The sequence below is a fragment of the uncultured Actinomyces sp. genome, from assembly GCF_963542285.1.
Classification (GTDB): domain Bacteria; phylum Actinomycetota; class Actinomycetes; order Actinomycetales; family Actinomycetaceae; genus Pauljensenia.
The window spans coordinates 17221-43093 of record NZ_CAUTWQ010000016.1 but is presented as its reverse complement, the minus strand read 5'-3'; the positions used below and the strand labels follow the sequence as shown (position 1 = coordinate 43093).

The following is a 25873-nucleotide window of genomic DNA, read 5'->3' as shown; positions in this document are numbered from 1 at the left end:
CCGTGTCGGTCGAGGCGGGGGAGAAGCTCGCTGTGAGCGTCGCCAAGCACTGAGTGCTGTCGCTTAAGCGGGCGGGCGGGTCGGGCGAAAGCCCGGCCCGCCCGCCTTCCGCGAGTGCAGGAGGAAACAACCGTTCTCCGGGATGACGCGGATCAGTGGCGTCAGCTGTCTTCCTTGGGCGGCAGATGCATCATGATCTCGATGGAGTCCATGAACTGGCACATCGACTTGTTGAACTTTTCGTAGTCAGTGTTTTGGTATTCCTCGCCGACGCGGCCCACCGCGACGTTGACGTAGGGCACCTGGTTGTGGAACACCAGCATGGCGGGTGCCTTGATGACGGGCACGAAGCCACGAATGGTGATGGAACCCGCTTCGGGGATGGCGAGGATCTCGTCGGGGGAGGAAATCTGGATGATTGAGTCGTCGACCAGAACCTCGGGATTGCCGTCGTTCGGGGAGACACCGCGCATGTAGGGGAAGACGCCGCGTACGCCCTTGAGCAGGGTCTCCCAAGAGACGCGGTATGTGAGGTTAAAGCTGGATCGGATCCAGCCCGGTTCTTCGGTGAGACCAGCCAGCAGCATGGGAAATCCTTCACGTCATTGAGGGTATCTGTGTGGTCGGTATCCTATCAGAGCGGTTGGCTTACCGAGCATGAGGACAGGCGATGACCGTGGCTCGCTCCGGCCTCGTTGATGAACGCGGTATAGGTGCACAGGAAAACGCGCCGTGACCGGCGGAACAAGCCGCCCGATGAGCCTGGCCCGGTAAAATAGCGAAGACACTGCGAGCAGCGGAGGAGACATGACAGGCGAATCGTTCTTCGGGGAAGACACCACCAATGAGGATCAGCGCGGCGGCATCCCGGCCGACCTGATCCCGTACCTGGAAGCGGCCGACGAGGTCGAGGACACCGAGGCGGTGGAGAAGCTCGCTGTGAGCGTCGCCAAGCACTGAGTCTGAGCGCTTTTACGCAGTGAAGACTGTAGGGGGGCGGGCCACACAGATGTGTGGCCCGCCCCCCTGTGCGCTGTGATCCTGACTGGTGCTCAGCACTAAGCGATAGCGCGTCTCATGACAAGTATGTTATTGAACCGCGTCGATAGCTTCTTTTGCGCTCTTGAGATCGGTTCCGGCGCGGTCTCTGTAGGCCTTGATGGCCTCGAGCTTGCGGGCGTGCCCGACTCTTTGATCGAGGCGGCTCGCGTGGACGGAGCAAATGAGCTGCGGATCTACCGTTCGATTGTTCTCCCACAGTGCAAACCCGCACTGACAGTCCTGGGATTGTTCACCTTCGTTTTCCAGATGAATGAATTCTTGTGGCCTTTGATTGCGACCAGCTCGCTGGAGATGCGAACAATTACTATTGGACTATCAATCTTTAAGAGTGAATCTTTCACCGCTTGGAACCTGACGGCAATGGGATCTCTCATGCTGTTTATCCCTGTGTGCTTGCTCTTCGTCCTCACGCAGAAGCACATCGTTCAGGGCATCGCGATGACGGGTATCAAGTAGGAGTAACCGTGAGTGAGAACCATCCGAATATCGTCCTCATTGCCGTTGATCAATGGAGGGGAGACTGCCTGTCGATTCTGGGACACCCCGACGTGCGCACCCCCTATCTTGATCAGCTAGCTGGGGGAGGAGCGCAGATGACGCAGGCCTACGCGGCTTGCCCCACCTGTGTTCCTTCTCGGATGGGACTCATGACCGGGACCGCCCCAACGACACACCGTCGGATCGGCTATCAGGACGGGATTACTTTCGATATGCCGGTTACGCTCCCCGGAACGCTTCGCGATGCCGGCTACCAGACTCAGGCGATCGGCAAGATGCACTATTGGCCCGAGCGCGGTCGCATCGGCTTTGATGATGTGATCCTGCATGACGGCTATCTTCACTATTCGCGTCACCGTGAGCGCGATTCTCGCATGTACGACGATTACCTGACGTGGTTGCGTGAGCAAGAAGGTGCGGGTGCTGCAGAGGATTACATCGATAATGGCCTCGAATGTAATTCGATGGTCGCGCGTCCCTGGGATAAGGCGGAAAAACTGCACCCCACGAATTGGGTCGTCACCGAGGCAACGCAGTGGCTCTACCGGCGCGACCCCACCTGTCCATTCTTTCTCTACCTGTCCTTCCATCGTCCGCACGCTCCGCTTGACCCGCCGCAGTGGGCTTTCGATAGCTACGACCAGGACGAACTCACTCTTCCGGGCGAGGATAATTGGTCGGATGAATTGATGAGTGAAGAGCGTCGGGATTGGGATCCGACTGCCCTCGCTGCTCACTATCGTGAGCGGGACGTGCGTCTCGCGCGCGCCGGCTACTACGGGCACATGACGCACATCGATTCTCAGATTTCTCGCTTCATCCAGACACTAGGGGAGTTCGGACTGGCTGAAAATACGGCGATCGCTTTTGTCTCCGACCACGGGGATATGATGGGCGATCACGGTTTGTGGCGAAAAGGTTACCCTTATGAGGCCTCCTCGCACGTTCCCTTCATCCTCTACGGCGCTGGGATTACTCCCGGCGCACACGTGGACAGTGTGGTCGAGATTCGTGACGTGATGCCAACCTTGCTGGACGTTGCCGGCGTGGAGATTCCTGAGGAAGTTGAGGGGCGCTCTGTCCTTCCCTTGATTGCCGAGGCCGATGATGAAGTTCCGTGGAGAGAGTACCTTCACGGTGAGCATTACTTATTCGATCAATCGATTCAGTGGATTCGTTTCGGATCCTACAAGTACGTTTGGTTCTCCACTTGGGGAGTCGAACAGCTTTTCAACCTCGATGAAGATCCCAAGGAATTGGTTGATCTGTGCAAACTTTCCGCTGATGCGCGAAGCGCTGAAGCGAGCGAGGCACTCACTCGCGGAAGAAACTACCTGATCGCAGAGCTTGATGGGCGCGAAGAAGGATATGTGTCTGAGGGACGCTTAGTTCCCGGACGCGAGGCCGTGAAGGTCCTGACGCATTCCTATCCGCTTCGCGAAGAAGCACGTTAGGTCTGTAGCAAGGTTCGTCTCGATCGTGAACCTTCTCGTGAAAGGTCAGTGGGATGAGGCGGGGTCGGGAGTCATAATCGGATCTCCGTCGACAAAGTATTTATATGTGTCGTGGGGATTAACAACGTTACAGGTGACCTCATAGGTGCTCTCAACCGTTGCGCCCTTCGCGGTACCCGTGAGGGAGGCGGTATACGTATATTTCAAGTCTCCACTCTCAGTTTGGCCTTGGTTCCTCACGGAGAGCGTCTTGATGATGCTGATGGCATCCATCTTTCCGGACTCGTCTACCGCTTTATAACACGCTTTTCTGCTTTCCGTAGTGATCTCGGTAGTGATTCCCTCGTCGAGGTAAGACGAAGTAGGGGTCGGAGAACTTGATGCCGATGACGAAGGGTCAGACGCGGAGTTCGATGAACCACTGCGAACGAGCGCTCTCATTAAGAAGAAGCCACAGATGATTGCTAAGACGATAGCAATAGCAATCCACACTCCGGCGCCGCCCTTTTTCCGAGGCGTCTGTGGGGCCTGGGGCGCTTGGTACTGTCCTTGGGGGACGGGGAAGCCTTGAGGGGCGGGAGAAGCCGAATTTGGAGTGAATTGAGACATGTCGTCCTTATCGATCTGTTTTGTTCATTACCAACCTTGAAGGTTATCTATTAAAACATTATCTGTAAAAAGTTCTTCCTTCGCCTGTGCCCAGAAGTGCCTTCATTAGCTTGACGAATTGTTGTGTGGGAAGCGCGAATGAAATGTGAACGCCAGGGGCAAACCGCGGCCCGACCGCGCAGCGTCTGTGCGGCCTCGTCGATAGAATAGGTTCGGCTCACTAGGCGGCAAACACAGCCCATCGCGGCCACTCACCGACCACGTGAGAGGGCTAACCAAGGAGGACTCATGGCGGGCGAATCATTCTTCACGCACGATCCAAACGAGGAAACACGGGGAGCACGTGCGGAAGACGACACCCAGCTTCACGGCACGATTCCCGCTGATCTCATTCCCTACCTTGAAGAAGCCGATCGCGCTGATGAGGAAGACTTAGTCAGTGACGATCAGCAAGAAGAAGTGAGCGAACGTGATCTTGCCTTGGAAGCTTTGGCTCTGAACTCCATGCTCTTGGGGCCAGACCCTTCCATTGTTGCTGAGCTCGAAGGTGACTACTCGCAGTGGGGTGAGGACTGGGAGGAAGAGCTCGCTGAACGCCGCGCAGAAGATGCGCACCGCGAGGCCCTTGATGACGCCGCGCACACGGCAGCAGTCCTCGAGAGAGTTGAAGAAATCTACCAACAGATCATCGCTCGCGTTCCTGAGCATCAGGTTCAGCCGACTCTCGACCGCGTGAGCGAAACCCTGGACATCTTGGGTGACCCTCAAAATAGCTACCCCAGCGTGCACATCACCGGAACGAATGGGAAGACTTCAACGACCCGCATGATCGATGCACTACTGGGCGCCTTTGGTGTGCGTACTGGTCGCTTTACCTCGCCGCATCTGGTTGATGTTCGTGAGCGCATCACGATCGAAGGTGACTCAATTTCTCCCGATGAATTCGTTCGCACCTGGGAGGATATTGCACCCTACATCGAGATGGTCGATCGTGCTCACGGCGAAACTGATGGGACGAAACTGTCTTTCTTCGAGGTCTTTACTGTCATGGCCTTCGCAGCATTTGCTGATCACCCCGTCGATGCTGCCGTCGTCGAAGTTGGTATGGGTGGTCGCTGGGATGCAACGAATGTGATCGATGCCGGGGTTGGTGTCATTATGCCCATCGCTATCGATCATGAAAAATGGCTGGGTTCGACAATTCGTGAAATTGCGGAAGAAAAAGCAGGGATTATCAAGCCCGGACAGATCGTGATTGTTGCGAAGCAGCAAGAAGAAGCTCTTCGCGTCATTGAAGAGCGTGCCGCCCAGGTCGATGCGATTGTTCGCCTTGAAGGCAGGGACTATGAAGTCCTCGATCGCCAGCTGGGAGTCGGCGGGCAGATGATTACCGTACGTACGCCCGCTGCGGTCTACGAGGATGTATTTGTCCCTCTCTTCGGTGATTACCAGGCAAGCAATGCGGCAGCTGCTATTGCTGCAGTTGAGGCCTTTATGGGAGGTCGCGCTCTAGACGCTAAGGTTGTCGAGGCTGGGATGCTCAGCGCCACATCGCCGGGACGCCTTCAGGTCGTGCGCCATTCGCCAACGATTATCGTTGACGCTGCGCACAACCCCGCGGGTGCGCACACTCTGGGTGAGTCGATTTCCGAGGCCTTTGACTTCGAGCGAGTTGTTGGCGTGTACTCGGCAATGGGGGATAAGGATATCGAGGGAGTTCTCGGTGAAGTTGAACCCTATCTGGATTTCATCGTTATTACACAGATGCCAGGGACTCGCGCAAAGCCTGCAGAAGAAATTGCACAGATTGCACGCGAAGTTTTTGGCTCCGACCGCGTGGATGTTCAAGAAGATATCCTCGAAGCAATCGCGACCGCGGTCAACCTTGGTGAATCTGGAGATGAAAGTGCACCTGCGACGGGTGTTGTCGTCTTTGGCTCGGTTTTGTTGGCCGGTGAGGTTTTGCGATTAATGGATATTCGCCCCTGAACACCCTCGTTGAGTAGCTGAGAGCCCTAGTATTTTCAGGATGTACACGGGTACTATGAAGGGAAAGGGCCTGATCAGGGGGTAGATACGGTTGACTGAATCGCAAGTTGTGATCACCGTTCGCTCAGATGTGCGCCCTGCCCTCGCCTTCATTTCCGGTGGCGGTGGCGGACATGAGCCCCTTGACTCCGGATTTGTTGCTCCCGGGATGCTTCATGGCTGCGTGACGGGGCCTCGTTTTACATCACCCTCAGCACCTGACATCGCCCAGTTGATGGAAGAGGCAGCAAGTGAGCTGGGAGTCGACACGATTGTCGCATTGGTGAAGAACTACACCGGCGATGTACTGAATTTTGAGTTGGCCGCGGAGCTAGCGGAAGCTTCAGGGCTCGAATGCACGCTCATTCGCGTCAGCGACGATTGTGCGACTCGAAAGGTTTCTCAAGGCGCTCGCGGAATTGCGGGGACCGTACTCTATGAGAAAATTCTGGGTGCTGCAGCCTGGCTGGGACAAACTAGCGAAGAACTCGTCTCGCTCGCCAACCAAATCGGCGAATCTATTGTCAGCTACGGCGTTGCCTTCCGCGCTCCCTCAGATGAGCAGGGAATTCCCGTTTTTGATATCCCCGCTGGGCAGGCTGAACTGGGAGTGGGGATCCATGGCGAGAGGGGAGTGCAGCGTCGAGCCTTCTCTCATCGACCTGAAGTGATTGAATACTGCGTCGATGAGGTTTTTTCCCAGCTTGTCCCTGGACATGATCCTTTGATCGTTCTGGTCAACGATCTTGGACAGGCAGACCCGAATGACATGGAAAGTGCTCTTCTGAGCGTCGCTAAACGCGCAGAAAACGCAGGTATCAATATTGCGCGCACCAAAGTTGGACGATTCGTCACTAGTACAGACATGGACGGGCTGTCAATCACACTTATGCGCGCAAATCCCGATATCCTTAGCCTTTACGATACTCCGACACTTGCCCCCTCATGGAGTGAATAATGACCACCATCAACACACAATGGCTCGAGCAATGGATGGACCTTTGCGCCACGGCATTACTTCGAGACGAAGAACGACTGACCGAACTTGACCGACAGATTGGTGACGGTGACCACGGCATCAATATCACGCGTGGCTTCTCTGAGGTTCGTCACCTCCTAGGACAGCAGGCTCCTGCTTCCCTGTGTGAAGGGCTCACTCTGGTCGCAAAGACCTTGCTTGCTCACGTTGGCGGGGCCTCGGGCCCACTGTATGGAACAGGTTTCCTGCGCGCTGGCCGCGCCATTGCAGAGCACCCTGACCTTGGCGCGAGTGAAACAATTGCCCTCCTGTACGAGGCCATTGCGGAAGGCATTGCCCACCGAGGGAATGCTGAGGCCGGGGATAAGACCATGCTTGACGCGTGGCTTCCTGCTGCCCATGCCGCTCGCGATGCGTGTGAGAAAGGAGCCTCTGTTGATGAGGTTCTCTCGTGCGCTGCCCAAGCTGCGCAGCGCGGTGCTACCCTCACCGAAGGAATGAAGGCTCTGAAGGGGCGTGCATCCTACCTAGGCGAACGGTCCATTGGGCATCTAGACCCGGGTGCCGTCTCATCAGCAATCATCATCATGCAGGCAGCGCGCGCTGCCACTGAAGAATAGGACACCCAATGGCGCGTGTTTCTTTTGTGATCATTTCTCACAGTCACGAACTGGCAAAGGGAGTCGTTGACCTTGCGACTCAGATGGCACCCGATGTTCACTTTGAGATCGCGGCTGGAGATGACACTGGTGCTTTAGGCACATCCATGCACAAAGTAGAAAACGCGCTCGATCGCGCTTTAGCGCAGGTCCATAAACCGGGTGATGAAGAATGCTGCAGGGGCGTTCTTTTGATGTGTGACCTTGGTTCAGCAACTATGGTGGCCCAGACAGTCCTTGAACTCCGAGGCGATCCAAAAGACTGCATGTGTATCAATGCGCCTCTTGTCGAGGGCACAATTGCCGCAGCTGTTGCTGCACGCGGCGGATCGGGACTTCGCCAAGTTGCTGCAGCTGCCTATCAGAGCGTGATCGATATGGCGGGCAGAGCGCGTACTGAACTTGGGCAGATCACTAGCGTGAGCCTTGACGCGAATTCGAATGTTCTTTCATCCCTTGATGCATCGAAGAATTTTCGCGAAGCGGATATGGTTGTCACTGATCCTGCAGGCTTACATGCACGCCCTGCCGCTCTTCTTGTCCGCGCACTCGCATCCTTGGATGTTCAGGTCTGGATCAACGATGTTGATGCCTCGTCTGTCCTGGAAATTATGTCCCTGGGAGTGCGTCACGGTGAGCACGTTCATGTTCGCGCTCAGGGACCTGATTGCGACAAAGCACTGGAACTTGCCCGCGATATGCTCGAGGGCGGCACGCATTGATCAATAATCCGCTGAAAATCTTCAGGAAGCTTTAGGCTGGGTCTCGTGCACCTGAAAACCCTGTCCCTGAGAGGATTCAAATCCTTCGCAAGCGCAACGACTCTTCGCCTTGAACCGGGGATTACCTGTGTCGTCGGTCCGAATGGCTCGGGCAAATCTAATGTTGTTGATGCTCTTGCTTGGGTGATGGGGGAGCAGGGGGCAAAAACTCTTCGTGGCGCCAATATGGCGGATGTGATCTTCGCCGGCACATCTGGCCGGGCCGCATTGGGGCGTGCTCAAGTCGATCTCACCATTGACAATTCAGATGGCCTTCTGCCCATTGACTATTCAGAGGTCACTATTTCACGCACGCTTTTTCGTGGGGGTGGAAGCGAATACGCCATTAATGGAACTCCCGCTAGGCTCTTAGATATTCAAGAGCTCCTTTCGGATACTGGCATGGGGCGACAGATGCATGTCATTGTCGGCCAAGGCCAGCTGGATACGATTTTGTCCTCGACTCCCGAGGAGCGACGCGGCTTCATCGAAGAAGCAGCAGGAGTGCTGAAGCACCGCAGGCGCAAAGAGCGTGCGCTTCGAAAGCTCTCAGATATGGATCAAAACCTGGTTCGTGTTCTTGATCTAACCAGTGAGATTGAACGTCAATTACGTCCGCTTGCCCGTCAAGCAAAGATTGCCCGGCGTGCATCGATCATTCAAGCACGGGTACGTGATGCGAAGGCGCGATTACTTGCTGATGATTTGGTCATTGCTCGCGATAAGCTTCGTCGAGGTTCCGAAGACGCGGGCACACAGCATGAACGCTTGGCCTCCCTTCAAGAAGAAGAGGCGCGTGCACAAGCGCGTATCCGTGAGTTAGAAGCAGAGGAAGCCGAGCGTCATCCGCATGCCGCGCAAGCGATGGAAGAATGGCAAGCTCTTACCGCAATCGCTGAACGTCTCAACGCGACCATGACGATTGCTCGCGAACGAGTATTGACGCATTCTCAGCCAGAGCTCGCACCTCAAAGTGAAGACCCAGCTTCTTTGGATGAACGTGCGCAGGCAGCAAGCAATGAGGACGCGCAGATCCTTCAGCGCGTGCAAAGTGCTTCAGAACGCGTCGATCAGGCGCTGAGGCAACGTGGTGAGGCTGAAAAACGTGATGACGAGGCCCAGCGTGCCCTTGCGCAAGCGAATCGTCTGCTTGCCGATTATCGCGAAGCTAGCGCGCGACTGAGTGCTGGGGTGGCCTCGGCCGCGTCACGTCTGGATGCTGCGCAATCGGAAGCACAACGCGCGGCGCATCAACTGGATGCAGCACGAGAGCGTGAGGCTCAAGCTGCGCGCGAGGCCGAAGCCTATTCGGAAAGCGATCCCCAAAACGATTCAACTGCCGCGAAAGCCCTGAATGTCGCGCAAGCGAAGCGGGAGGAAGCACGCGAAAAGGTCGATGAACTCCTGGCGCGAGAACGGGATGCCCGGGCAGAACGCGCACGCTGGGAAGCGCGCCGCGACGCGCTCGCACAAACGCTTACTCCAAGTGATGGCACCGCCTCGTATATGAATGCTCCCGGTGCGAAGGGTGATCTACCCAGCGCACTTCACATCCGTGCGGGCTATGAAAACGCAATTGCGCAGTTGCTTTCTCCTTTTGCCGACGCCCTGGTCATCGATACCCCAGAACATGCGTGGCAGACCGCTGCCGATGCACGTCAAAAGGCCCAGGGGCAAGTGCGTCTTCTTGTCGACGATGCATCGGATTCTCAAAAAGCACCGAAACTTGATGGCCTTGCAGGTGCATGGGCAAAGGATCTCGTCACTTCGACAGCATTCGATGGGCTTGTTGATGCTCTTCTCGTGGGTTCATGGGTCTGTGAGACTCTGGAGGAAGCTCGTCAAGCCTTGACACACCCAGAAATCGAACGCGTTGCCACGACTCAGGGAGATGTTCTCTCACGGACATCCATGTTGGTCGCAGGCGAAGAAAGCGCATCACCACTTGCGCTTCGCGCGCAATATGAGGAAGCAGCTGCTGCCGCAAGCGCAGCTATGGAGGAAGAAGGAAGTGTCCAAGAAGAACTGACACGTGCCAACGCCGCGCTCGACTTAGCAGTTCGCGGTGCGAATCAGGCTCTGAAAACCCTTCGTGAAGAAGATGCGCGTCAAGCAAAGATTGCGCAGGAAGCCGCGCGCGTTCACAGTGCCCTTCGAGCTGCCCGCGCTGAGACGACTCGCGCCGAGGAAACCCTCAAACGCGCGCAAGAACAGTTGGAACAGGCGCGCGAATCTCATGAAAATGCGCAGGAACGGCTGAAAAACGCAGCCCTCGAGGCGCCTGATGTTGACCTTGAGGCCGCTAGCCGTCACGCCGAAGAGTGTGCGGCAGCCGCACGTGCAGCCCGCGACGAAGAAACCCAGGCGCGCTTGGCTTTACGAGCTGCAGAAGAAGAGTCCCGAGGCGCCGCGTCCAGAGCACGAAACCTTCGCCAAGCCGCCGCACGAAGTCGTGAAGAACGCATTGCTTACCAGCGGCGGGAAGAACGCCGTCGGCGTGAACTGTCACGCGCTCAAAGAGTCTTGGAGGAAGCGCAGAAGGGCTATGCTTGCGCTCAGAGCGCGGTTGCCGCCGCAAAGGCTCGCCGTGATGCGATTGAAGAATCGCGAAAGGCTGATTCGGAGAAACTTACTGCCGTACGCCGGGAGCTTGATGACGTTCGTTCGCAAATCTCGCAGCTCACTTTAGCCTCGCAGCAAGCTGAGATTCTGCGTGCCGAATTGCGCATGCGGGTCGAACAACTAGAGACGCGTGCCATGGAGGAGCTGTCTTTAGAAGGCGATGAACTGATTGAGCACTACGGTCCGCACAATCTTGTTCCTGTTTTGAGTGAAGAATCCGCAGAATCAGATGTCGAGGCAGAAGACGACGCTGATATCCCCGCTCGTCCCTATGTTCGTGAAGAGCAGGTTCGCACCCTTGATCAAGCACTGAAAGAGCTTGAAAAACTTGGACGCGTCAATCCGCTGGCCTTGGAAGAACATGCAGCGCTTGCCAAACGCCATGAGTTTTTAGTTGCCCAGGTACAGGATCTAAAGAAATCCAAGTCTGATCTGTTAACGATCATTGACGATGTTGATCGCTTGGTCCAAGAAGCATTTGAGGAAGCATGGGTGGACACCGCGCGCCACTTCGAGCATGTTTTTAGTGTTCTTTTCCCCGGGGGAGAGGGGCGTCTGGTTTTGACTGATCCCGATTCCATGCTTGATACGGGGATCGAGATCGAGGCGCGACCTGCTGGGAAGAAAGTCAAACGGCTCTCTTTGCTTTCGGGTGGAGAGCGATCCCTGGCGGCTTTGGCATTCTTAGTTGCAATCTTTAAAGCTCGTCCTTCTCCCTTCTACGTGATGGATGAGGTCGAAGCGGCTTTGGATGACATCAATTTGTCGCGTCTGCTGGAAATATTTAAAGAACTTCGCGCGACTTCGCAGCTGATTGTCATCACTCACCAAAAACGTACGATGGAGATTGCGGATGCACTCTATGGTGTGACGATGAGAGATGGCGTGACGCGTGTGGTTTCGCAGCGCCTCAATGATTGAAACGAATAAACCGTGTCCACTTGGCACGGCCGCGTCTGGGATGGGAAAGTTAAGGCATGATTGAAGGAATTGCGGTCTACATCGTCACGATGATCGTCATGCTTGCCATCGCCTCGGCCGTCATTTTAGGTTTTGCATTGCACCGGCGAAGTGCTGACCAGTGGAGAGATCATCTGCGCAATCAATCGGGGCAAGAGATCCCCACCCAGATTCCGCAAATTAGTGTTCGGGAAGAGAACATGAACGCTGTCCTTGAGTCCTCAAAGGGTTCTCGTGGGTACATGGTGGCCGATGGCCTTCCAGGTTTCGAAGCCGTTGAAGCAATGACTGAGCGCATTGAAGATATCGCCGCTAGGCGTGGGGCACACGCGAAGCCCGCCCCAACTGAGGCCGATACCTCGAAAGATGCATAAGAGAAGCGCACTGAGGGAAGATTGAGCTATGCAGGCTGTCATGGACTTTATTCATAACCCCGTGGCCCCCATCATTTTGGCGGGCGTCATTGTCGTTCTTGTCGCGGTTGTTTCGCTTGTTGTGCGTTCGCTCAAGTCGTCACGCACACAAAGTGAAGTGCCCCCGTCGACCTCCGTTGTCTCTGAGGCTTCGCTTCCGCAAGCTCAGGAAAGTGAAGCCGAAGGCGCGCAGCGTTCCCGAGATGGTCCTGCAGCGCAAACCGCTGACCACTCCGAGGCTGGTGCCCCTCATGCGGAGCACGTGTCTTTGCAGGAGGAAACCCCGGCCTCGGGAATTGAAGAGGAGCGCCCGGAAACCACTACCGTTGAGGTCCCCGAATCTATTCCTTCACGAATGGGGCGTCTTCGTGCACGCTTGGCACGTTCGGGAGCTTTGGGTAAATCCCTTCTTTCTTTACTTTCTCGTGGCGATCTATCAGCTGCGGATTGGGAAGAGATGGAAGATTCTCTTCTGGTCGCAGATTTGGGCTTGGAAGCAACCGATGAGTTGATGGAAGCCCTTCACACGCGAGTGAAGGTTGAGAACACTTCAGATCCGCAGGTTGTGCGAGCTCTTTTGCGCGAAGAACTGCTCAAGCTTGTTGATCCCGATATGGATCGTTCTGTGAACTTAGCGGTTCGAGATGTTGACGGCGTTCAGGTCCCCGCAACTATCTTGATGGTTGGTGTTAACGGAACTGGTAAGACGACAACCACTGGAAAAATGGCACGTATTTTCCGCGCCGAAGGACACGAGGTTCTGCTGGGGGCGGCGGATACTTTCCGCGCTGCTGCCGCTGAACAGCTTGAGACTTGGGGAAGTCGCGTCGGCGTTGATGTTGTCCGTTCTGATCGTGAGGGTGCTGACCCGGCATCCGTTGCATTTGAATCGGTTGAAGAAGGCATTCGACGGGGCTGTGACATCGTCATGGTCGATACCGCGGGCCGACTTCAAACGAAGTCTGCGCTCATGGACGAGCTGGGTAAGGTTAAGCGCGTGATGGAGAAGCACGCACCAGTCAGCGAAGTCCTTCTGGTTCTGGATGCGACGACCGGTCAAAACGGTCTTCGACAGGCCGAAGTTTTCGCTGAGGTCGCCGGAGTAACAGGTATTGTGCTGTCCAAGCTGGATGGCTCAGCTAAGGGCGGAATTGTTGTTTCAGTCCAGCGAGCATTAGGTGTCCCCGTCAAGTTTGTGGGACTTGGAGAAGGCCCGGACGACCTTGCCCCCTTCGATCCGCAGTCCTTTGTTGATGCAATCGTGGGCTAAAACCCACTACTCTTAACATTTAGTTATTTAGAAATTGTGCTCGTGAGGAGTAGTCACAGTGGCTTTCTCGGATCTTTCTGATCGTTTGACCGCGTCTTTTAAGAGGCTCCGTTCGCGCGGAGTTTTGACGGAATCTGATGTCGATCAGACTATTAGCGAGATTCGTCGTGCCCTGATCGATGCTGACGTCGCCCTTCCTGTCGTTCGTCAGTTCACCACTCAGGTTCGCGAGAAGGCCTATGGAGCGGCTCGTTCCCGCGCGCTAAACCCCGGCCAGCAGGTTGTCCGCATTGTTCATGATGAACTTGTCGAGATCCTGGGTGGCGAAACCCGAGAACTGCATTTTGCTCAGCGAGGCCCGACAGTTTTCATGCTCGCAGGTCTGCAGGGTGCCGGTAAGACGACTTTGGCCGGAAAACTTGGTAAGTGGCTGCGTGAAGAAGGAAAGAGCGTTCTGCTTGTCGCCTCTGACCTTCAGCGCCCAAATGCTGTCGGCCAGCTTCAAATTGTTGGTGAGCGCGCGGGCGTTCAGGTGTGGGCACCCGAACCGGGTAACGGTGTTGGTGATCCGGTTCAAGTGGCGCGTTCCGGCTTGGATTATGCGATCACTCACGGCATCGATGTTGTGATTGTCGATACCGCGGGCCGTTTGGGCGTCGACCAAGAGATGATGGATCAGGCGATTGCTATTCGCCAGGCCGTCAATCCGCACGAAGTCATGTTTGTCCTTGACGCTATGATCGGTCAGGATGCGGTCAATACCGCGACCGCATTCCGTGATGGCGTTGGTTTCACCGGTGTTGTGCTTTCCAAGCTTGATGGTGACTCCCGAGGCGGTGCCGCCCTTTCCGTGCGCGGCGTAACAGGGGCTCCGATCCTCTTTGCCTCGACGGGTGAAGGTTTGGACGACTTCGAGCGTTTCCACGCCGACCGAATGGCCTCTCGTATCCTCGATATGGGCGACATCATGACGCTCATCGAGCAAGCCGAAAAGCGCTTGGATGCAGAAGAAGCTGAGAAGATGGCCAAGAAGGCCATGTCTGGCGAGCTCACGCTTGATGACTTCCTGAGCCAGCTTCAGCAGGTCCGCAAGCTCGGGTCAATGAAGAAGGTTCTGGGCATGATCCCCGGAATGGCTCAGATGCGTGATCAGCTTGAGAACTTCGATGAGCGTGAAGTCAATCGCGTCGAAGCGATTGTTCGTTCGATGACTCCCGCTGAGCGTGCCGATGTTTCGATTCTCAATGGCTCTCGTCGCTCGCGCATCGCCCGCGGTTCAGGCGTGACGGTTGCCGAGGTCAATAACCTGGTCAAGCGTTTCGAGGCCGCAAAGACCATGATGGGGCAGATGGGACAGATGGGTCCGGGAGGAATGCCCGGATTTGGTTCGATGCCCGGTAGCGGTGGTAAAGCGAAGCAAAAGGCACAGGCGCGTAAGGACCGCGCTCAGCGCGCACGTGTTGCGAAGAAGGCGCGAAGTGGTAATCCGGCGAAGCGTCGTCAGCAGGAATTGGAGGCGATGCTTCCTCGTGAGCAGCGCCCTTCAGCTCCTGCAGGATCCGCATTTGGTGTCACCGAAACACCCGCGCAAGCCCCCAATGCGCCGCGCCCGACCTTGGATGACCTTCCCGAAGATATCCGACGTATGCTCGGCCGAGGCTGATGTATTTCGACGGGCATCTTTTTACTGATTCAGGATGGGTCAGTGGTCAGTGGAATTTAACTCCAGTCATCTCGCCCGTCGATGAGATTCCTGCCTATTCGCACGTTCTGAGTGGGTGGGCTGCCCCCGCTTTCGCTGATGTTCACTGCCACGTCGGTGTCGGTGCAGCTGCGACGTCTCTTGGCCGCACTGAGCAGCGTGAGCAACTTGATTCCATGCTTCATGCGGGGGTGACTCTTCTACGCGATTGTGGATCTCCCGTTGATACTTCCTGGGTGAATGACGAGTCCCGATATCCAACTCTCATTCGGTGCGGTCGTCATATCGCTCGGCCGATGAGGTATATCCGAGGTCTTGCGCGTGAGATCAACGATGTTCGTGAGCTGCCAGATATTGCGCGTGAAGAGTGTGCGCGCGGTGACGGGTGGGTAAAGATCGTTGGTGATTGGATTGACCGCAGCGGGGGAGCGGAGGCCGATCTTGATCCCCTGTGGCCCCGCGAAATTCTTATCGATGCCGTCGCCGGGGTTCACGAGGCCGGGGGTCGTGTGGCGGTTCATGCCTTTTCCTCGCGTGTGATTGATGACCTTATTGAAGCAGGCGTTGATGATATTGAACATGCCAGTGGCATGGATAAAGATCAGATCCTAGAGGCGAAAAAACGTGGGATCGCGGTATCTGTCACCATGCTTCAGCGCGAATTGTTCAAGGATTTTTCTGAGCAGGCGGCAGGTAAATATCCCCGATATTCAGCGACAATGAATACGCTGTGGCAACGCCGATATGAGCAAGCTCAAGAGCTCTTCGACTCTGGAATTACGGTCTTACCCGCAAGTGATACGGGCGGCTACCAACAGCCCGGAAGTATCCTCGCGGAACTGCGTGCTTGGGGTGAACTTGGATTGAGGCCTCGTGAAATTCTTCAAAGGGCAACGCTGGAAACGCGCCACTATCTGGGAGTTGACGAAGGACTCGTTGGAGGAAGCGCTGATCTTGTCGGATACTCTGCTTGTCCCGACGACATTGATACGCTTCTTGCACCACTTTGGGTCTGCCGAGGCGGAGAGCTCGTTGCGCTTTCTTCGACGTCTTCGCATGAGCGGTGACCAAGACCACCGTGAATTGACTCAGTCTGGTGCCGATTGGCTTGGAAAGACCAGCTAAAACTGGCATAATTAATCGCTGTACTCGACGTGCGAAGAGCCCTCTCATCTGAGTTCGTCGCGTCCCGGGATAATCATCGTCTGTGTTTCCCTACCTGACGTATGTCTATTCCACACCGATTTGAAACAGGAGTGACCACAACAGTGGCAGTTCGCATTCGTTTGAAGCGCATGGGCAAGATCCATGCACCCGTTTACCGTGTCGTTGTCGTTGACTCGCGCAAGAAGCGTGACGGACGCGTCATCGAAGAGGTCGGTCTGTATGATCCGACCCCGAACCCCTCGACCATCGAGATCAAGTCTGACCGCGTTCAGTACTGGCTCGGCGTTGGCGCACAGCCTTCGGATCAGGTTCGTAACCTGCTGGTCCTGACCGGTGACATCGCTCGCTTCAATGGCAAGGCAGACGCAGTGTCCCGCGTGCAGTACGCAGATGCCGACAAGGCAGCCGCTGCTGCTCAGGCGATCAAGGACGCCGAAGCCGCTGCTGAGAAGCGCAAGGCAGACGCCTCCGCCAAGAAGGCTGAGGAAGAAGCTGCTCGCAAGGCTGAAGAGGAAGCCGCACAGGCTGCTGCCGCTGAAGAAGCTGCAGAAGAGCCCAAGGCTGAAGAAGCCGGCGAGGAAGCCTGATCATGCTCGCTGATGCACTCGAACACCTGGTCAGCGGAATCGTTGATCACCCCGAAGACGTGCGGGTTTCTTCTCGCAATATGCGTCGTGGGCAGATGCTTGAGGTTCGCGTGAACCCTGAGGATCTGGGGCGTGTCATCGGCCGCGGAGGTCGTACGGCCCGTGCGCTGCGCACGGTAATGAACGCGCTTTCTCCCCGGGGGAATGTCCGCGTTGATGTCGTTGACACCGACCGCGAGTGACAACTTAGTGATCTCAAACGGGGACCTGGCTTAAACAGGTCCCCGTTTGGCATACCCCCGAAAAGGATTCATCCCATGCTTATGACGGCAGCACAGATTGGACCCGCACACGGACTGCGTGGGGAAGTCATTGTGGATATTCGAAGCGACGATCCGCAGCTTTTTACCCCCGGAGAGAGCTTCTCGACCTCGAATGCGCAGTTCCCCAAGCTCACGCTTTCTTCAATTCGTCAGCAAAAAGATCGTGTGATCGCCTTGTTTGATGAGGTTTCAAGCCGTGAGGACGCCGAAGCGCTGCGCGGCGCTCGTCTGCTTGTCGACGAGAGGGAAGAAGAAGATGCATGGTATCCGCACCAGCTCAAGGGCCTGCGCGCAGTTGATCCTCAAGGGAATGAACTGGGCGTGGTTCAAGGGCTCCAAATGGGGGCCGCTCAGGATCTCCTATTAGTGAAGACCTCCGCAGGCACTGTCATGGTTCCCTTTGTTCATCAACTTGTTCCCACGGTTGACATCCCAAACGGTACCGTGACGATCGAGCCGCTCCCCGGGCTTTTTGATGATCAAGCCATTGAGGCCCGCTGAGGAAGAGAAAGCCTATGCGTATCGATCTGCTGAGTATTTTCCCGCAGTACTTCGCCGCTCTTGACCTCTCTCTCATGGGGAAGGCCCGTCAAAGCGGCCAACTGGACATTCACGTCCACGACCTGCGTTCATGGACTCATGATCGTCATCGAACGGTTGATGACACCCCGTATGGTGGGGGTGCGGGTATGGTCATGAGGCCTGATGTCTGGGGGGAGGCACTGGACACCGTCATCGGAGCAGAGCCTGGAAAGTGCGTTCTAGCTATCCCCACACCTTCGGGAATCCCCTTTAACCAGAGAAAAGCTGAGGAACTGTCACATTTCGATCGAATCATCGTCGCCTGCGGACGATACGAGGGCATTGATCAGCGCGTTGCTGATCACTACCGTAATCGCGGTGTTGTAGTTGAAGAATTCTCCATCGGGGATTACGTCCTCAACGGTGGGGAAGTGGCAGCCTTGGTCTTGGTTGAAGCTGTTGGTCGATTGATTGACGGAGTGATTGGGAACCCAGATTCTCTGGTTGAAGAATCCCACAGCGGTATTGGTCTCTTGGAATACCCGGTTTACACGAAGCCACAAGAATGGCGCGGGCACCAGGTTCCCGATGTATTGATGTCCGGTGACCACGCTAAGATCGATCGTTGGCGTTTAGATCGCAGTCTTGAGCGAACAGCGCAACGACGCCCGGATATCGTTGCCCGCATAGCGCGTTCTTCAGCTGATCAACTGAGTACTCGGGACAGGGAAATCCTGGCGGAAAACGGCGTGCTGATGCGTGAGGATCGCATTACGCCCGTTGAGATTCGTGCTGCGCGCCCTGACGAGGCCGAGCGCATCAGTGAGCTTGCGAGCCTCACTTTCCCCATGGCACCTCCGGACTTTATTCCTGAGGAAGATGTCCAGGCTTTTATTTCTGATGGATTGAATCCGCAGGTTTTTGAGGAATATCTTGCTGATCCCAATGCGCGCTGTTTCCTTGCAGTCAGTGAAGGCCAGCTTCTTGCCTACACCTTGATTTTCTTGCGCAGTCCGAAAGACATGCCGCGTGGAAATGGCAAGTATCCGCTGGATGATCATGCTGCCTATCTTTCGAAGTGCTATGTGCGAAAAGATGCTCACGGAACAGGTATTGCTGGAGCGATTCTGGAGCATACGATTCGTATTGCCAGAGAAGAAGGCGCAAGCCAAATTGTTTTAGGAACACACATCTATAACGAACGCGCACAACGGTTTTATCGCAAGCATGGTTTTAAAAAGGCAGGAAGGCGTCGTTTTCGTTTGAGTGCCAATACCGAGGCCACCGACGTCGTCATGATTCGCCCCATGGAGAGTTAGCGAAATCACCGCTCTGTGCTCACACTTCTGGGCTTTCGGGGTGTTCTTTAGTACCTGAGCTGTGGCACAATTATACGGTCTGTGTGTGGCGTAGCCTGCCGTGGGGGGCCGCCGGATCATGCAGATATATGAAGAAACGCAGGCTTGACCTGCCGAAAAGACGTGACTGACCTGCGGCAGAAGCGTCAAGGAGTGAAAATGCAAAAGCTGGACGCCGTCGATGCAGCATCGCTGCGCGAAGACATCCCTGCTTTCCGTGCAGGCGATACCGTTAAGGTTCACGTGAAGGTTATCGAAGGTAACCGCTCACGTATCCAGGTTTTCCAGGGCGTTGTTATCGCACGCCGTGGCCACGGTGTTTCCGAAACTTTCACCGTCCGCAAGGTTTCCTTCGGTGTCGGTGTTGAGCGTACCTTCCCCCTGCACGCACCCACGATCGACAAGATCGAGGTCGTGACCAAGGGCGACGTGCGCCGCGCAAAGCTCTACTACCTGCGTGAGCGCCACGGTAAGGCCGCAAAGATCAAGGAGCACCGCTCCGGATCTGCCGAGTGACACTCGCTCGCGATATAAGCCCGGTATCCTTAAGGATGCCGGGTTTTCGCATACGTGTGAGAATTTACGGTAGACATAGGAAAGGGATCTGTTTATGAGTCGATCAGGCGCACGTGGGAAAGTCGTCCGAATGCCGGTCGCTCACGGCCCTTCGATTAAGGACATCGAACGCGAAGAACGTCGGGCACGGAAGAACCCCTTCAATTGGCTGCGTGAGCTTGCCGTTATTATCGTCTGTGCCTTGGTGATCTCCTCGCTCCTACGCGCTTTCCTTGTGCAGGTCTTTTGGATCCCTTCCGCATCGATGCGTAATACTCTGGTTGAAAAAGACCGCATCGCTGTATCTCGTGTTTCTCACTTTACGGGAGACATCAAGCGCGGAGACGTTGTCGTTTTTGATGACACTTTGGGATGGCTTGCCAAGAGCGATACAGAGACCTCTTCGCCTTTGCGAAAAGCGGCTGAATTTACCGGATTGCTTCCCGCAGGTGGAGAACAAACCTTAGTGAAGCGAGTTATCGGTCTAGGCGGCGATCACGTGACGTGCTGTACGGCAGATGGCAAGCTTCAGGTCAATGGCGTCACGATCACCGAGCCCTACATTGCCAACCAAGGTGCGGCCTCGTCAATAACTTTCGACATCACTGTTCCTGAAGGCTCTCTGTGGGTCATGGGGGATAACCGAACAAACTCGGCAGACTCTCGCTATCACATGGGGAACGGACAATCTCCCTACGTTCCCGAAAGCGCAGTGGTCGGGCGAGCATTCGCGGTCATTTGGCCGACCAACCGCCTGACGTGGCTTGGAGACCGCTCGGTCTTCGCTGACGTCCCCGACGCCAAATGAACGCATCCAAGCAGACTTCCTCGAGCCGCGGAGAAGCACCGAAGCGCTCGTCCAAAATTACTCCCACCCGTGAGTGGGAAGAAGAGCTCCAAGGCAGTTTCGGCGTGGTCGCCGGCATGGACGAGGTTGGACGCGGATCTCTTGCCGGTCCGGTATGCGTTGGCTTGGCTTTCGCTCCTCCTACCGGGATTCCAGTTCTTCCGGGGCTCGCCGATTCGAAGATGCTCAGTCTTCGCGCCCGTGAGGCTTTATTCGAGCCTGTTTGTCAGTGGAGTCCTTGCATTCAAATTGGTCAGGCAAGCAATGATGAGATCGATCGTTTTGGAATTATCGCTGCGCTCCGACTTGCCGGACGGCGTGCTTTGAAGGCCGCATCCGATCGTGGTTTTCAAGCAGATCTTGTCATTTTGGATGGAAGCCACGATTGGCTCAGTGATTCTCCAGATCTTTTTGATGATCTTGATGGTCCGCTTTATCCCACAGTCTCTACGCCAAAGGTCCTTACTCGTGTTAAGGCAGATGCATCGTGTGCGACGGTGTCTGCTGCTTCAGTTGCTGCGAAAGTTTTTCGCGATCGTTTGATGGAAGAATACGAGGACCCCGGATATGGATGGGCATCTAACAAAGGCTATTCTTCAGCCGCGCATGTCGATGCTTTGAAGCGTTTGGGGCCCTCGGAGCTTCACCGGCGCTCATGGCGGCTTCCGGGTGTCGAAAGCTGAATTACTCGGTCGCGCTCTAAGATACTGGGAGCAACACAGGAGGCGATCATGGCTGGCGATATCGAATCGTATGAAAACAACCTCGAACTTGAACTGTTTCGCGAATATCGCGATGTCATTGGATTGTTCAAGTATGTCGTTGAAACTGAGCGTCGCTTCTACCTGTGTAACCACGTCGATGTGCAGGCTCGTCCCGTTGGCGGAGATATCTTTTTTGAATTGACCCTGACCGATGCATGGGTCTGGGATATTTACCGTTCCTCACGATTCGTACACTCAGTGCGCGTCGTTACCTACAAGGATGTCAACGTCGAGGAACTCAATAAGCCTGAGCTACCTCTCGCTTAATTTGGGGTTGCTATTGGAAAGCACGTATCGGGTCATCCGATGCGTGCTTCATTGTCTGTTGCACATCTCGTTGTTTAGGCGTGCGTATTGTCCACAGGGCTGACACCTCATCGGTGTTTTCCACAGAATTTCATGTGAGCGCTTCCCGTAGTCCCTGTTTTGTCATCCTTCCTTCAGTGGGAAGGAGCTGTGTTGGACTACAGAAAATACCTCGGTCAAGCGGGGGAAGACTATGCTTGTCGTTTCATTGAAGAACAAGGACTAGAAGTTCTTGAACGGAATTGGCGCGACTCAAACCGCGGAGAGCTCGACATTCTTGCTCGCGAAGGAAATACCGCAGTCGTTGTCGAAGTCCGCACTCGCGTCGGAAGTGGTTACGGCAGTGCACTCGAATCAATTGATACACGGAAGGTACTGAAACTCCGCCGGCTTGCGGCCCAGTGGGCTCGCCAGCGCAGGCTCTTCTCAAAACTGCGTATCGACATTATCGCCTTGACGGTGCCTAGAGCCTGCGGACAAGAACTGCGAGAAGGCGGAACTGTAGATTTCTTGCGATATCCCCCGAAGATTGAATGGCTCAGGGGGATCGCATGACTTCTTCGCTTGCACGTACTCGCGCAATTGCTTTGGTGGGCCTCGATGGAAATATCGTCGACGTTGAAACGCATGTCGGCCGCGGGTTAGTGAATTTCACCCTAGTCGGGCTTCCGGATGCATCCTTAAGAGAATCGCGCGATCGTGTTCGCTCAGCGCTCCAGGCTTGTGAGCTGGAAGTTCTCGACCGGCACGTTACGGTCGGGCTTTCTCCCGCTGGGCTTCCAAAATCGGGCTCGGGATTTGATTTCTCTATTGCCGCCTCAATACTTCTGGCGACTTCTAAGATCCGAAGCACAGGAGTCGCAGGTGAAGTCTTTATTGGCGAACTTGCTTTGGACGGCAGTCTGCATACTCTTCCGGGGATTCTGCCTGCGGTAATTTCGGCGCGACGATCGGGTATTACCCGAGTATTCGTTCCTCTCGAGGCGCGGAACGAAGCCCAACTCGTTCCAGGGATAGAAGTGTGCGCATTCGCGCACCTCGCGGACTTCGTCCAGGCATTCGGTGGGCAGGCAAAACGAGCGACAGTACTTGGTCTAGTCGCTGAAGAACCGGTGCTTAAGGACGTAGAGGAAGAAAGAACGCGAAGTGGGGGAGCAGGAGACTTTTCTCAAGTACGCGGACACAACTGCGCAATCGAGGCTGTCGCCATCGCGGCCTCGGGCGGCCATCATCTGATGATGATCGGGGAACCTGGAAGCGGGAAGACGATGATGGCTTCCAGACTTCCGTCAATCCTTCCGCAACTCGAGCAGAGCGATGCCTTAACCGCTAGCGCTATTCATTCCATCGCCGGGGACCTGAGTAGCGGAGAGTTGCTTACAGAACCTCCATTTCAAGCTCCGCATCACTCGATGTCAATCCCTGCAATGGTCGGTGGAGGCAGCGGTCTCATCCGCCCAGGTGCCGCTTCATTGGCACATGCAGGAATTCTGTTTCTTGATGAAGCGACAGAATTTGCGCCGGCAGTTCTGGATTCTCTTCGGCAACCACTGGAGTCAGGGTGGGTGCGTATCCAGCGTTCAGGCCATACGGCGCGTTACCCGGCTTCTTTCCAATTGGTGATGGCAACAAATCCCTGTCCGTGTGGGCACCTAGGCGGACGAATCCGTTCGTGTTCCTGCTCTTCCATTCAAAGAAGGCGTTACCTGGCACGTCTTTCGGGACCTCTGATTGATCGCATCGACATCACACTGTCAATGCGTGTTCCCAGCCAGGCGGAACTTGCTTGTACATCTCACTTCACCTCACATTCACTCAAAGACAAGGTCTGCGAAGCGCGTGAACGAGCTGCTCATCGGCTTAAAGATACTCAATGGCGACTCAATCGGGATGTTGCTGGCTCGTGGATTCGATCGCTTCACCCACCTTCGGATCACATCCTGAGCATGATCGATCGCTCAGTTGATCGAGGACAACTCTCAATGAGGGGAGCAGATCGCTTACTGCGACTTATGTGGACCTGCGCAGATTATTCGGGAAAAAACTCGATTGGACTGGATGAGTTCTCTGCTGCTCTCCAGCTCAGGCAAGGAGGAGAGAACTATGGCATCGGATGAGACACCGAAACTACTCGACGAAATCTGGTGGAATAGCGTGAGCGAACCATCGGATGTGCACCTTGATCTTTTACGACTGCGTTTGGGAGACGAGCATGCAAAATCCTGGATCTTAGCCTCGGAGCCCGTAATCCCTCAGTGTTTGAGAAATGAGGAAGATGTATTTCGTTCCTGCTGGAAGCGCTGGCGACCGCGTGCTTTGGCTGCGAATCCACACGTTGAATTGGAAATCCTGAATAAAATCGGTGGGCGTCTTGTTCTTCCGAGCGATCCTGACTGGCCAGGCGGCTTTGAAAAACTAGGGGAGGGGCAGCCTCGAATACTCTGGGTCATCGGAGAGATGCCGAAGTCCCCCTCTATCGCAATCGTTGGTGCTCGAGCCTCGTCACACTATGGAAACGAAGTAGCTAGTGAACTGGCTTCAGAGCTGTGTCATCGTGGTTATGGGACAATCTCGGGCGGAGCAATAGGAATAGATACCGCGGTGCACCAGGGAAGCGTTAATGTTCGAGGCCATACCTGTGCCTACATGGCTGGCGGATTAGGAAACCTCTACCCAGCCAGCAATAGCGATCTTTTTCGCGGGATTCTGAGGTGTGGAGGGGCGTTAGTATCCGAACTCCCCTGCACTTTCCGGCCCGCTAAGTGGCGCTTCTTAGGAAGGAACCGCCTGATCGCTGCAGCTGCCGCTGGGGTTGTTGTCGTCGAGGCTTCGCCGCGCTCGGGTGCGCTAGCAACTGCGCGTTGGGCACTTGAGATGGGAACCCCCGTTGGTGGAGTTCCCGGTTCGGTCTATGCCGAGTCTTCACGCGGTGTCCACGAACTGTTACGTAATGGCGGGATAATCGTTCGTGATTGGGCGGATATCATCGACATGATTGGGGAGAAGATTCCTAAAGAAAACCAAATGCCACTATTTGGGGACCCAACAGCTCCCGATGATGGGATTGATGCGCTCGAGCCGCTGATGCGCAGAGTCTTTGAGGCGCTTCCGCAGAGGCGTTCAATGACGATTGAAAGAGCGGCAGTTGCTGCTGGTCTGGATGAGGAAAGCGTGAAGGTTGCGCTTGTTCGGCTTCAATTAGAAGGTTATGTCGCAAACGATGAGCGCGGCTGGTATCGAAGTAAAACCCAGCATCGCTAAACTGCAGGGTATGGAGGAAAGACTGCTGGAGGCGTGGGAGACTTACCTGCGCGCTAATGCCGTAGTTTCTCCGCATACCTTGCGTGCCTATACCGCAGACTTGCACTCATTCCTTGAAGATTCGGGTACTGAAGAGATCACAGCAGAAAACGTCAATGACGTCGTTACCTTGCGCGCAATTCGCATGTGGCTTGCAGATGAACTTCGCAAGGGGAACTCACGGTCGACCGTGTCACGCAAGACTGCCTCGATACGCTCATTTACGGCATGGGCGCACCGTCGAGGTTATCTCACAACTGATCCTGGGCTGCTTGTGACCAGCGCTCGCGGTGATCAGAAGCTTCCTCAGGTCCAAACAGTTTCTGACACTGAACGCCTCCTTGCATGTGCTGCGCTCCAAGCCAGTGATGATCCCACACCAGCAGCAGTACGAGATTGGGCAATTCTGGAGACCGTTTACGCAACTGGAATACGTGTGAGCGAAGTCTGCTCCTTGGATACGACTTCGGTTGATCAACAGGGAATGACCCTTCGTGTGATCGGTAAAGGAAACAAGGAACGCATTGTTCCCTTTACTCGAACTTGTCTCAATGCCCTTCAGCGTTGGCTCAATGGTCCAAGGCAAGAGATTGCCCATCCAGAAGCAGGGAAAGCGCTCTTTGTTGGAGACAAAGGTAAACGCATCGACCCGCGCGTAATCCGAGGAATGCTCCACCGGATGTGCGCACGAGCGGGGGTTCGAGATATTGCACCTCACGCCCTTCGGCATACCGCAGCAACGCATATTTTGGGTGGGGGAGCCGATCTTCGGGCAGTGCAAGAAATGCTCGGGCATTCCTCGCTTCAGACGACACAGAGGTATACGCATGTTGATGCCCAGCGTCTGAGTGCGATTTATCGGCAAGCACACCCTCGTGCCTAGTGTGTTCAAAGGGTTTTAAGCCTGGGGTGCCCAGTGAGCATCCGCAATGGGTTGATATATCGAGTGCGCGAGACTTTTGCGCCCCAGTGAATCTCTCCCTCTCGAAGAGATGTGCTTGTCCATGCGCTCGCTAAGGGAGGAACTGACGCAATTTGCTCTCCACGCGCCACGCGTTGGCCGGCGTGCAGCGTGGTGACCACCGGTTCAAAAGTCGAATGGATCCCGCCGCAGTCAATTGAAAGAA

26 protein-coding genes are annotated in these 25873 nt (G+C 55.4%); 24 read left to right on the top strand and 2 right to left on the bottom strand.

The window, feature by feature from the left end; all coding sequences use genetic code 11:
- Nucleotides 1-161 precede the first annotated feature (161 nt).
- Nucleotides 162-587: a hypothetical protein gene (locus RW023_RS07000; RefSeq protein WP_315580510.1), complete on the bottom strand. Its 426-nt coding sequence runs from the start codon at nucleotides 585-587 to the stop codon at nucleotides 162-164.
- A gap of 220 nt (nucleotides 588-807) precedes the next feature.
- Between RW023_RS07000 and RW023_RS06995 the strand changes: the two genes are divergently transcribed.
- From RW023_RS06995 to RW023_RS06985, 3 genes are all read left to right on the top strand, one after another.
- Nucleotides 808-960, top strand: a complete 153-nt coding sequence (locus RW023_RS06995) for a hypothetical protein (RefSeq protein WP_315580509.1) — start codon at nucleotides 808-810, stop codon at nucleotides 958-960.
- 117 nt (nucleotides 961-1077) lie between these two features.
- Nucleotides 1078-1518, top strand: coding sequence for a carbohydrate ABC transporter permease (locus RW023_RS06990; RefSeq protein ID WP_315580508.1), 441 nt, complete (start codon nucleotides 1078-1080; stop codon nucleotides 1516-1518).
- Nucleotides 1519-1526: 8 nt separating this feature from the next.
- The gene (locus RW023_RS06985) at nucleotides 1527-3014 is read left to right on the top strand and encodes an arylsulfatase (RefSeq protein WP_315580507.1); all 1488 of its coding nucleotides are present in this window, start codon (nucleotides 1527-1529) and stop codon (nucleotides 3012-3014) included.
- 45 nt (nucleotides 3015-3059) lie between these two features.
- Here RW023_RS06985 and RW023_RS06980 read toward each other — a convergent pair whose 3' ends face one another.
- The gene (locus RW023_RS06980) at nucleotides 3060-3623 is read right to left on the bottom strand and encodes a hypothetical protein (RefSeq protein WP_315580506.1); all 564 of its coding nucleotides are present in this window, start codon (nucleotides 3621-3623) and stop codon (nucleotides 3060-3062) included.
- A 288-nt stretch (nucleotides 3624-3911) separates the two neighbouring features.
- Between RW023_RS06980 and RW023_RS06975 the strand changes: the two genes are divergently transcribed.
- The 21 genes from RW023_RS06975 (at nucleotide 3912) to RW023_RS06875 (ending at nucleotide 25629) form a co-directional block, all read left to right on the top strand.
- The gene (locus RW023_RS06975; RefSeq protein WP_315580505.1) at nucleotides 3912-5612 is read left to right on the top strand and encodes a folylpolyglutamate synthase/dihydrofolate synthase family protein; all 1701 of its coding nucleotides are present in this window, start codon (nucleotides 3912-3914) and stop codon (nucleotides 5610-5612) included.
- A 91-nt stretch (nucleotides 5613-5703) separates the two neighbouring features.
- Nucleotides 5704-6609, top strand: a complete 906-nt coding sequence (locus RW023_RS06970) for a dihydroxyacetone kinase subunit DhaK (RefSeq protein ID WP_315580504.1) — start codon at nucleotides 5704-5706, stop codon at nucleotides 6607-6609.
- A complete protein-coding gene (gene dhaL, locus RW023_RS06965; protein WP_315580503.1) occupies nucleotides 6609-7250 on the top strand; it encodes a dihydroxyacetone kinase subunit DhaL in 642 nt (213 codons plus the stop codon). Before RW023_RS06970 ends, dhaL begins: the two co-directional genes overlap by 1 nt.
- Nucleotides 7251-7258: 8 nt before the next feature.
- Entirely contained in the window at nucleotides 7259-8011 is a 753-nt protein-coding gene (gene dhaM / locus RW023_RS06960) for a dihydroxyacetone kinase phosphoryl donor subunit DhaM (protein ID WP_315580502.1), read from the top strand.
- Nucleotides 8012-8056: 45 nt separating this feature from the next.
- Nucleotides 8057-11593 (top strand): chromosome segregation protein SMC, encoded by a 3537-nt coding sequence (gene smc / locus RW023_RS06955; protein WP_315580501.1) that lies wholly within the window; start codon nucleotides 8057-8059, stop codon nucleotides 11591-11593.
- Nucleotides 11594-11649: 56 nt separating this feature from the next.
- Nucleotides 11650-12006, top strand: a complete 357-nt coding sequence (locus RW023_RS06950; RefSeq protein ID WP_315580500.1) for a hypothetical protein — start codon at nucleotides 11650-11652, stop codon at nucleotides 12004-12006.
- Between the two features lie 28 nt (nucleotides 12007-12034).
- Nucleotides 12035-13315: a signal recognition particle-docking protein FtsY gene (gene ftsY, locus RW023_RS06945; RefSeq protein WP_315580499.1), complete on the top strand. Its 1281-nt coding sequence runs from the start codon at nucleotides 12035-12037 to the stop codon at nucleotides 13313-13315.
- A gap of 58 nt (nucleotides 13316-13373) precedes the next feature.
- Complete coding sequence (ffh, locus tag RW023_RS06940) at nucleotides 13374-14978, top strand: signal recognition particle protein (protein ID WP_034251044.1); 1605 nt, start codon at nucleotides 13374-13376, stop codon at nucleotides 14976-14978.
- Entirely contained in the window at nucleotides 14978-16084 is a 1107-nt protein-coding gene (locus tag RW023_RS06935; protein WP_315580498.1) for an amidohydrolase, read from the top strand. Before ffh ends, RW023_RS06935 begins: the two co-directional genes overlap by 1 nt.
- Nucleotides 16085-16285: 201 nt before the next feature.
- On the top strand, nucleotides 16286-16771 hold the full coding sequence (gene rpsP, locus RW023_RS06930) for a 30S ribosomal protein S16 (RefSeq protein WP_019127084.1): 486 nt from the start codon (nucleotides 16286-16288) through the stop codon (nucleotides 16769-16771).
- 2 nt (nucleotides 16772-16773) lie between these two features.
- Nucleotides 16774-17013 (top strand): RNA-binding protein, encoded by a 240-nt coding sequence (locus RW023_RS06925; RefSeq protein WP_019127083.1) that lies wholly within the window; start codon nucleotides 16774-16776, stop codon nucleotides 17011-17013.
- A gap of 75 nt (nucleotides 17014-17088) precedes the next feature.
- Nucleotides 17089-17595, top strand: coding sequence for a ribosome maturation factor RimM (rimM, locus tag RW023_RS06920; protein ID WP_315580497.1), 507 nt, complete (start codon nucleotides 17089-17091; stop codon nucleotides 17593-17595).
- 14 nt (nucleotides 17596-17609) lie between these two features.
- Complete coding sequence (gene trmD, locus RW023_RS06915; protein ID WP_315580496.1) at nucleotides 17610-18935, top strand: tRNA (guanosine(37)-N1)-methyltransferase TrmD; 1326 nt, start codon at nucleotides 17610-17612, stop codon at nucleotides 18933-18935.
- 198 nt (nucleotides 18936-19133) lie between these two features.
- On the top strand, nucleotides 19134-19490 hold the full coding sequence (rplS, locus tag RW023_RS06910; protein ID WP_019127080.1) for a 50S ribosomal protein L19: 357 nt from the start codon (nucleotides 19134-19136) through the stop codon (nucleotides 19488-19490).
- Between the two features lie 130 nt (nucleotides 19491-19620).
- On the top strand, nucleotides 19621-20337 hold the full coding sequence (gene lepB, locus RW023_RS06905) for a signal peptidase I (protein ID WP_315580513.1): 717 nt from the start codon (nucleotides 19621-19623) through the stop codon (nucleotides 20335-20337).
- A complete protein-coding gene (locus RW023_RS06900; protein ID WP_315580495.1) occupies nucleotides 20334-21059 on the top strand; it encodes a ribonuclease HII in 726 nt (241 codons plus the stop codon). The genes lepB and RW023_RS06900 overlap by 4 nt, the downstream gene beginning before the upstream one ends.
- 48 nt (nucleotides 21060-21107) lie before the next feature.
- The gene (locus tag RW023_RS06895) at nucleotides 21108-21407 is read left to right on the top strand and encodes a DUF2469 domain-containing protein (RefSeq protein ID WP_009748064.1); all 300 of its coding nucleotides are present in this window, start codon (nucleotides 21108-21110) and stop codon (nucleotides 21405-21407) included.
- A gap of 189 nt (nucleotides 21408-21596) precedes the next feature.
- A complete protein-coding gene (locus RW023_RS06890; protein WP_315580494.1) occupies nucleotides 21597-22001 on the top strand; it encodes a YraN family protein in 405 nt (134 codons plus the stop codon).
- Nucleotides 21980-23563, top strand: coding sequence for a YifB family Mg chelatase-like AAA ATPase (locus RW023_RS06885; RefSeq protein WP_399499468.1), 1584 nt, complete (start codon nucleotides 21980-21982; stop codon nucleotides 23561-23563). Before RW023_RS06890 ends, RW023_RS06885 begins: the two co-directional genes overlap by 22 nt.
- Complete coding sequence (gene dprA, locus RW023_RS06880; RefSeq protein WP_315580492.1) at nucleotides 23550-24707, top strand: DNA-processing protein DprA; 1158 nt, start codon at nucleotides 23550-23552, stop codon at nucleotides 24705-24707. The genes RW023_RS06885 and dprA overlap by 14 nt, the downstream gene beginning before the upstream one ends.
- 10 nt (nucleotides 24708-24717) lie before the next feature.
- Complete coding sequence (locus RW023_RS06875; protein ID WP_315580512.1) at nucleotides 24718-25629, top strand: tyrosine recombinase XerC; 912 nt, start codon at nucleotides 24718-24720, stop codon at nucleotides 25627-25629.
- Nucleotides 25630-25873: the final 244 nt, after the last annotated feature.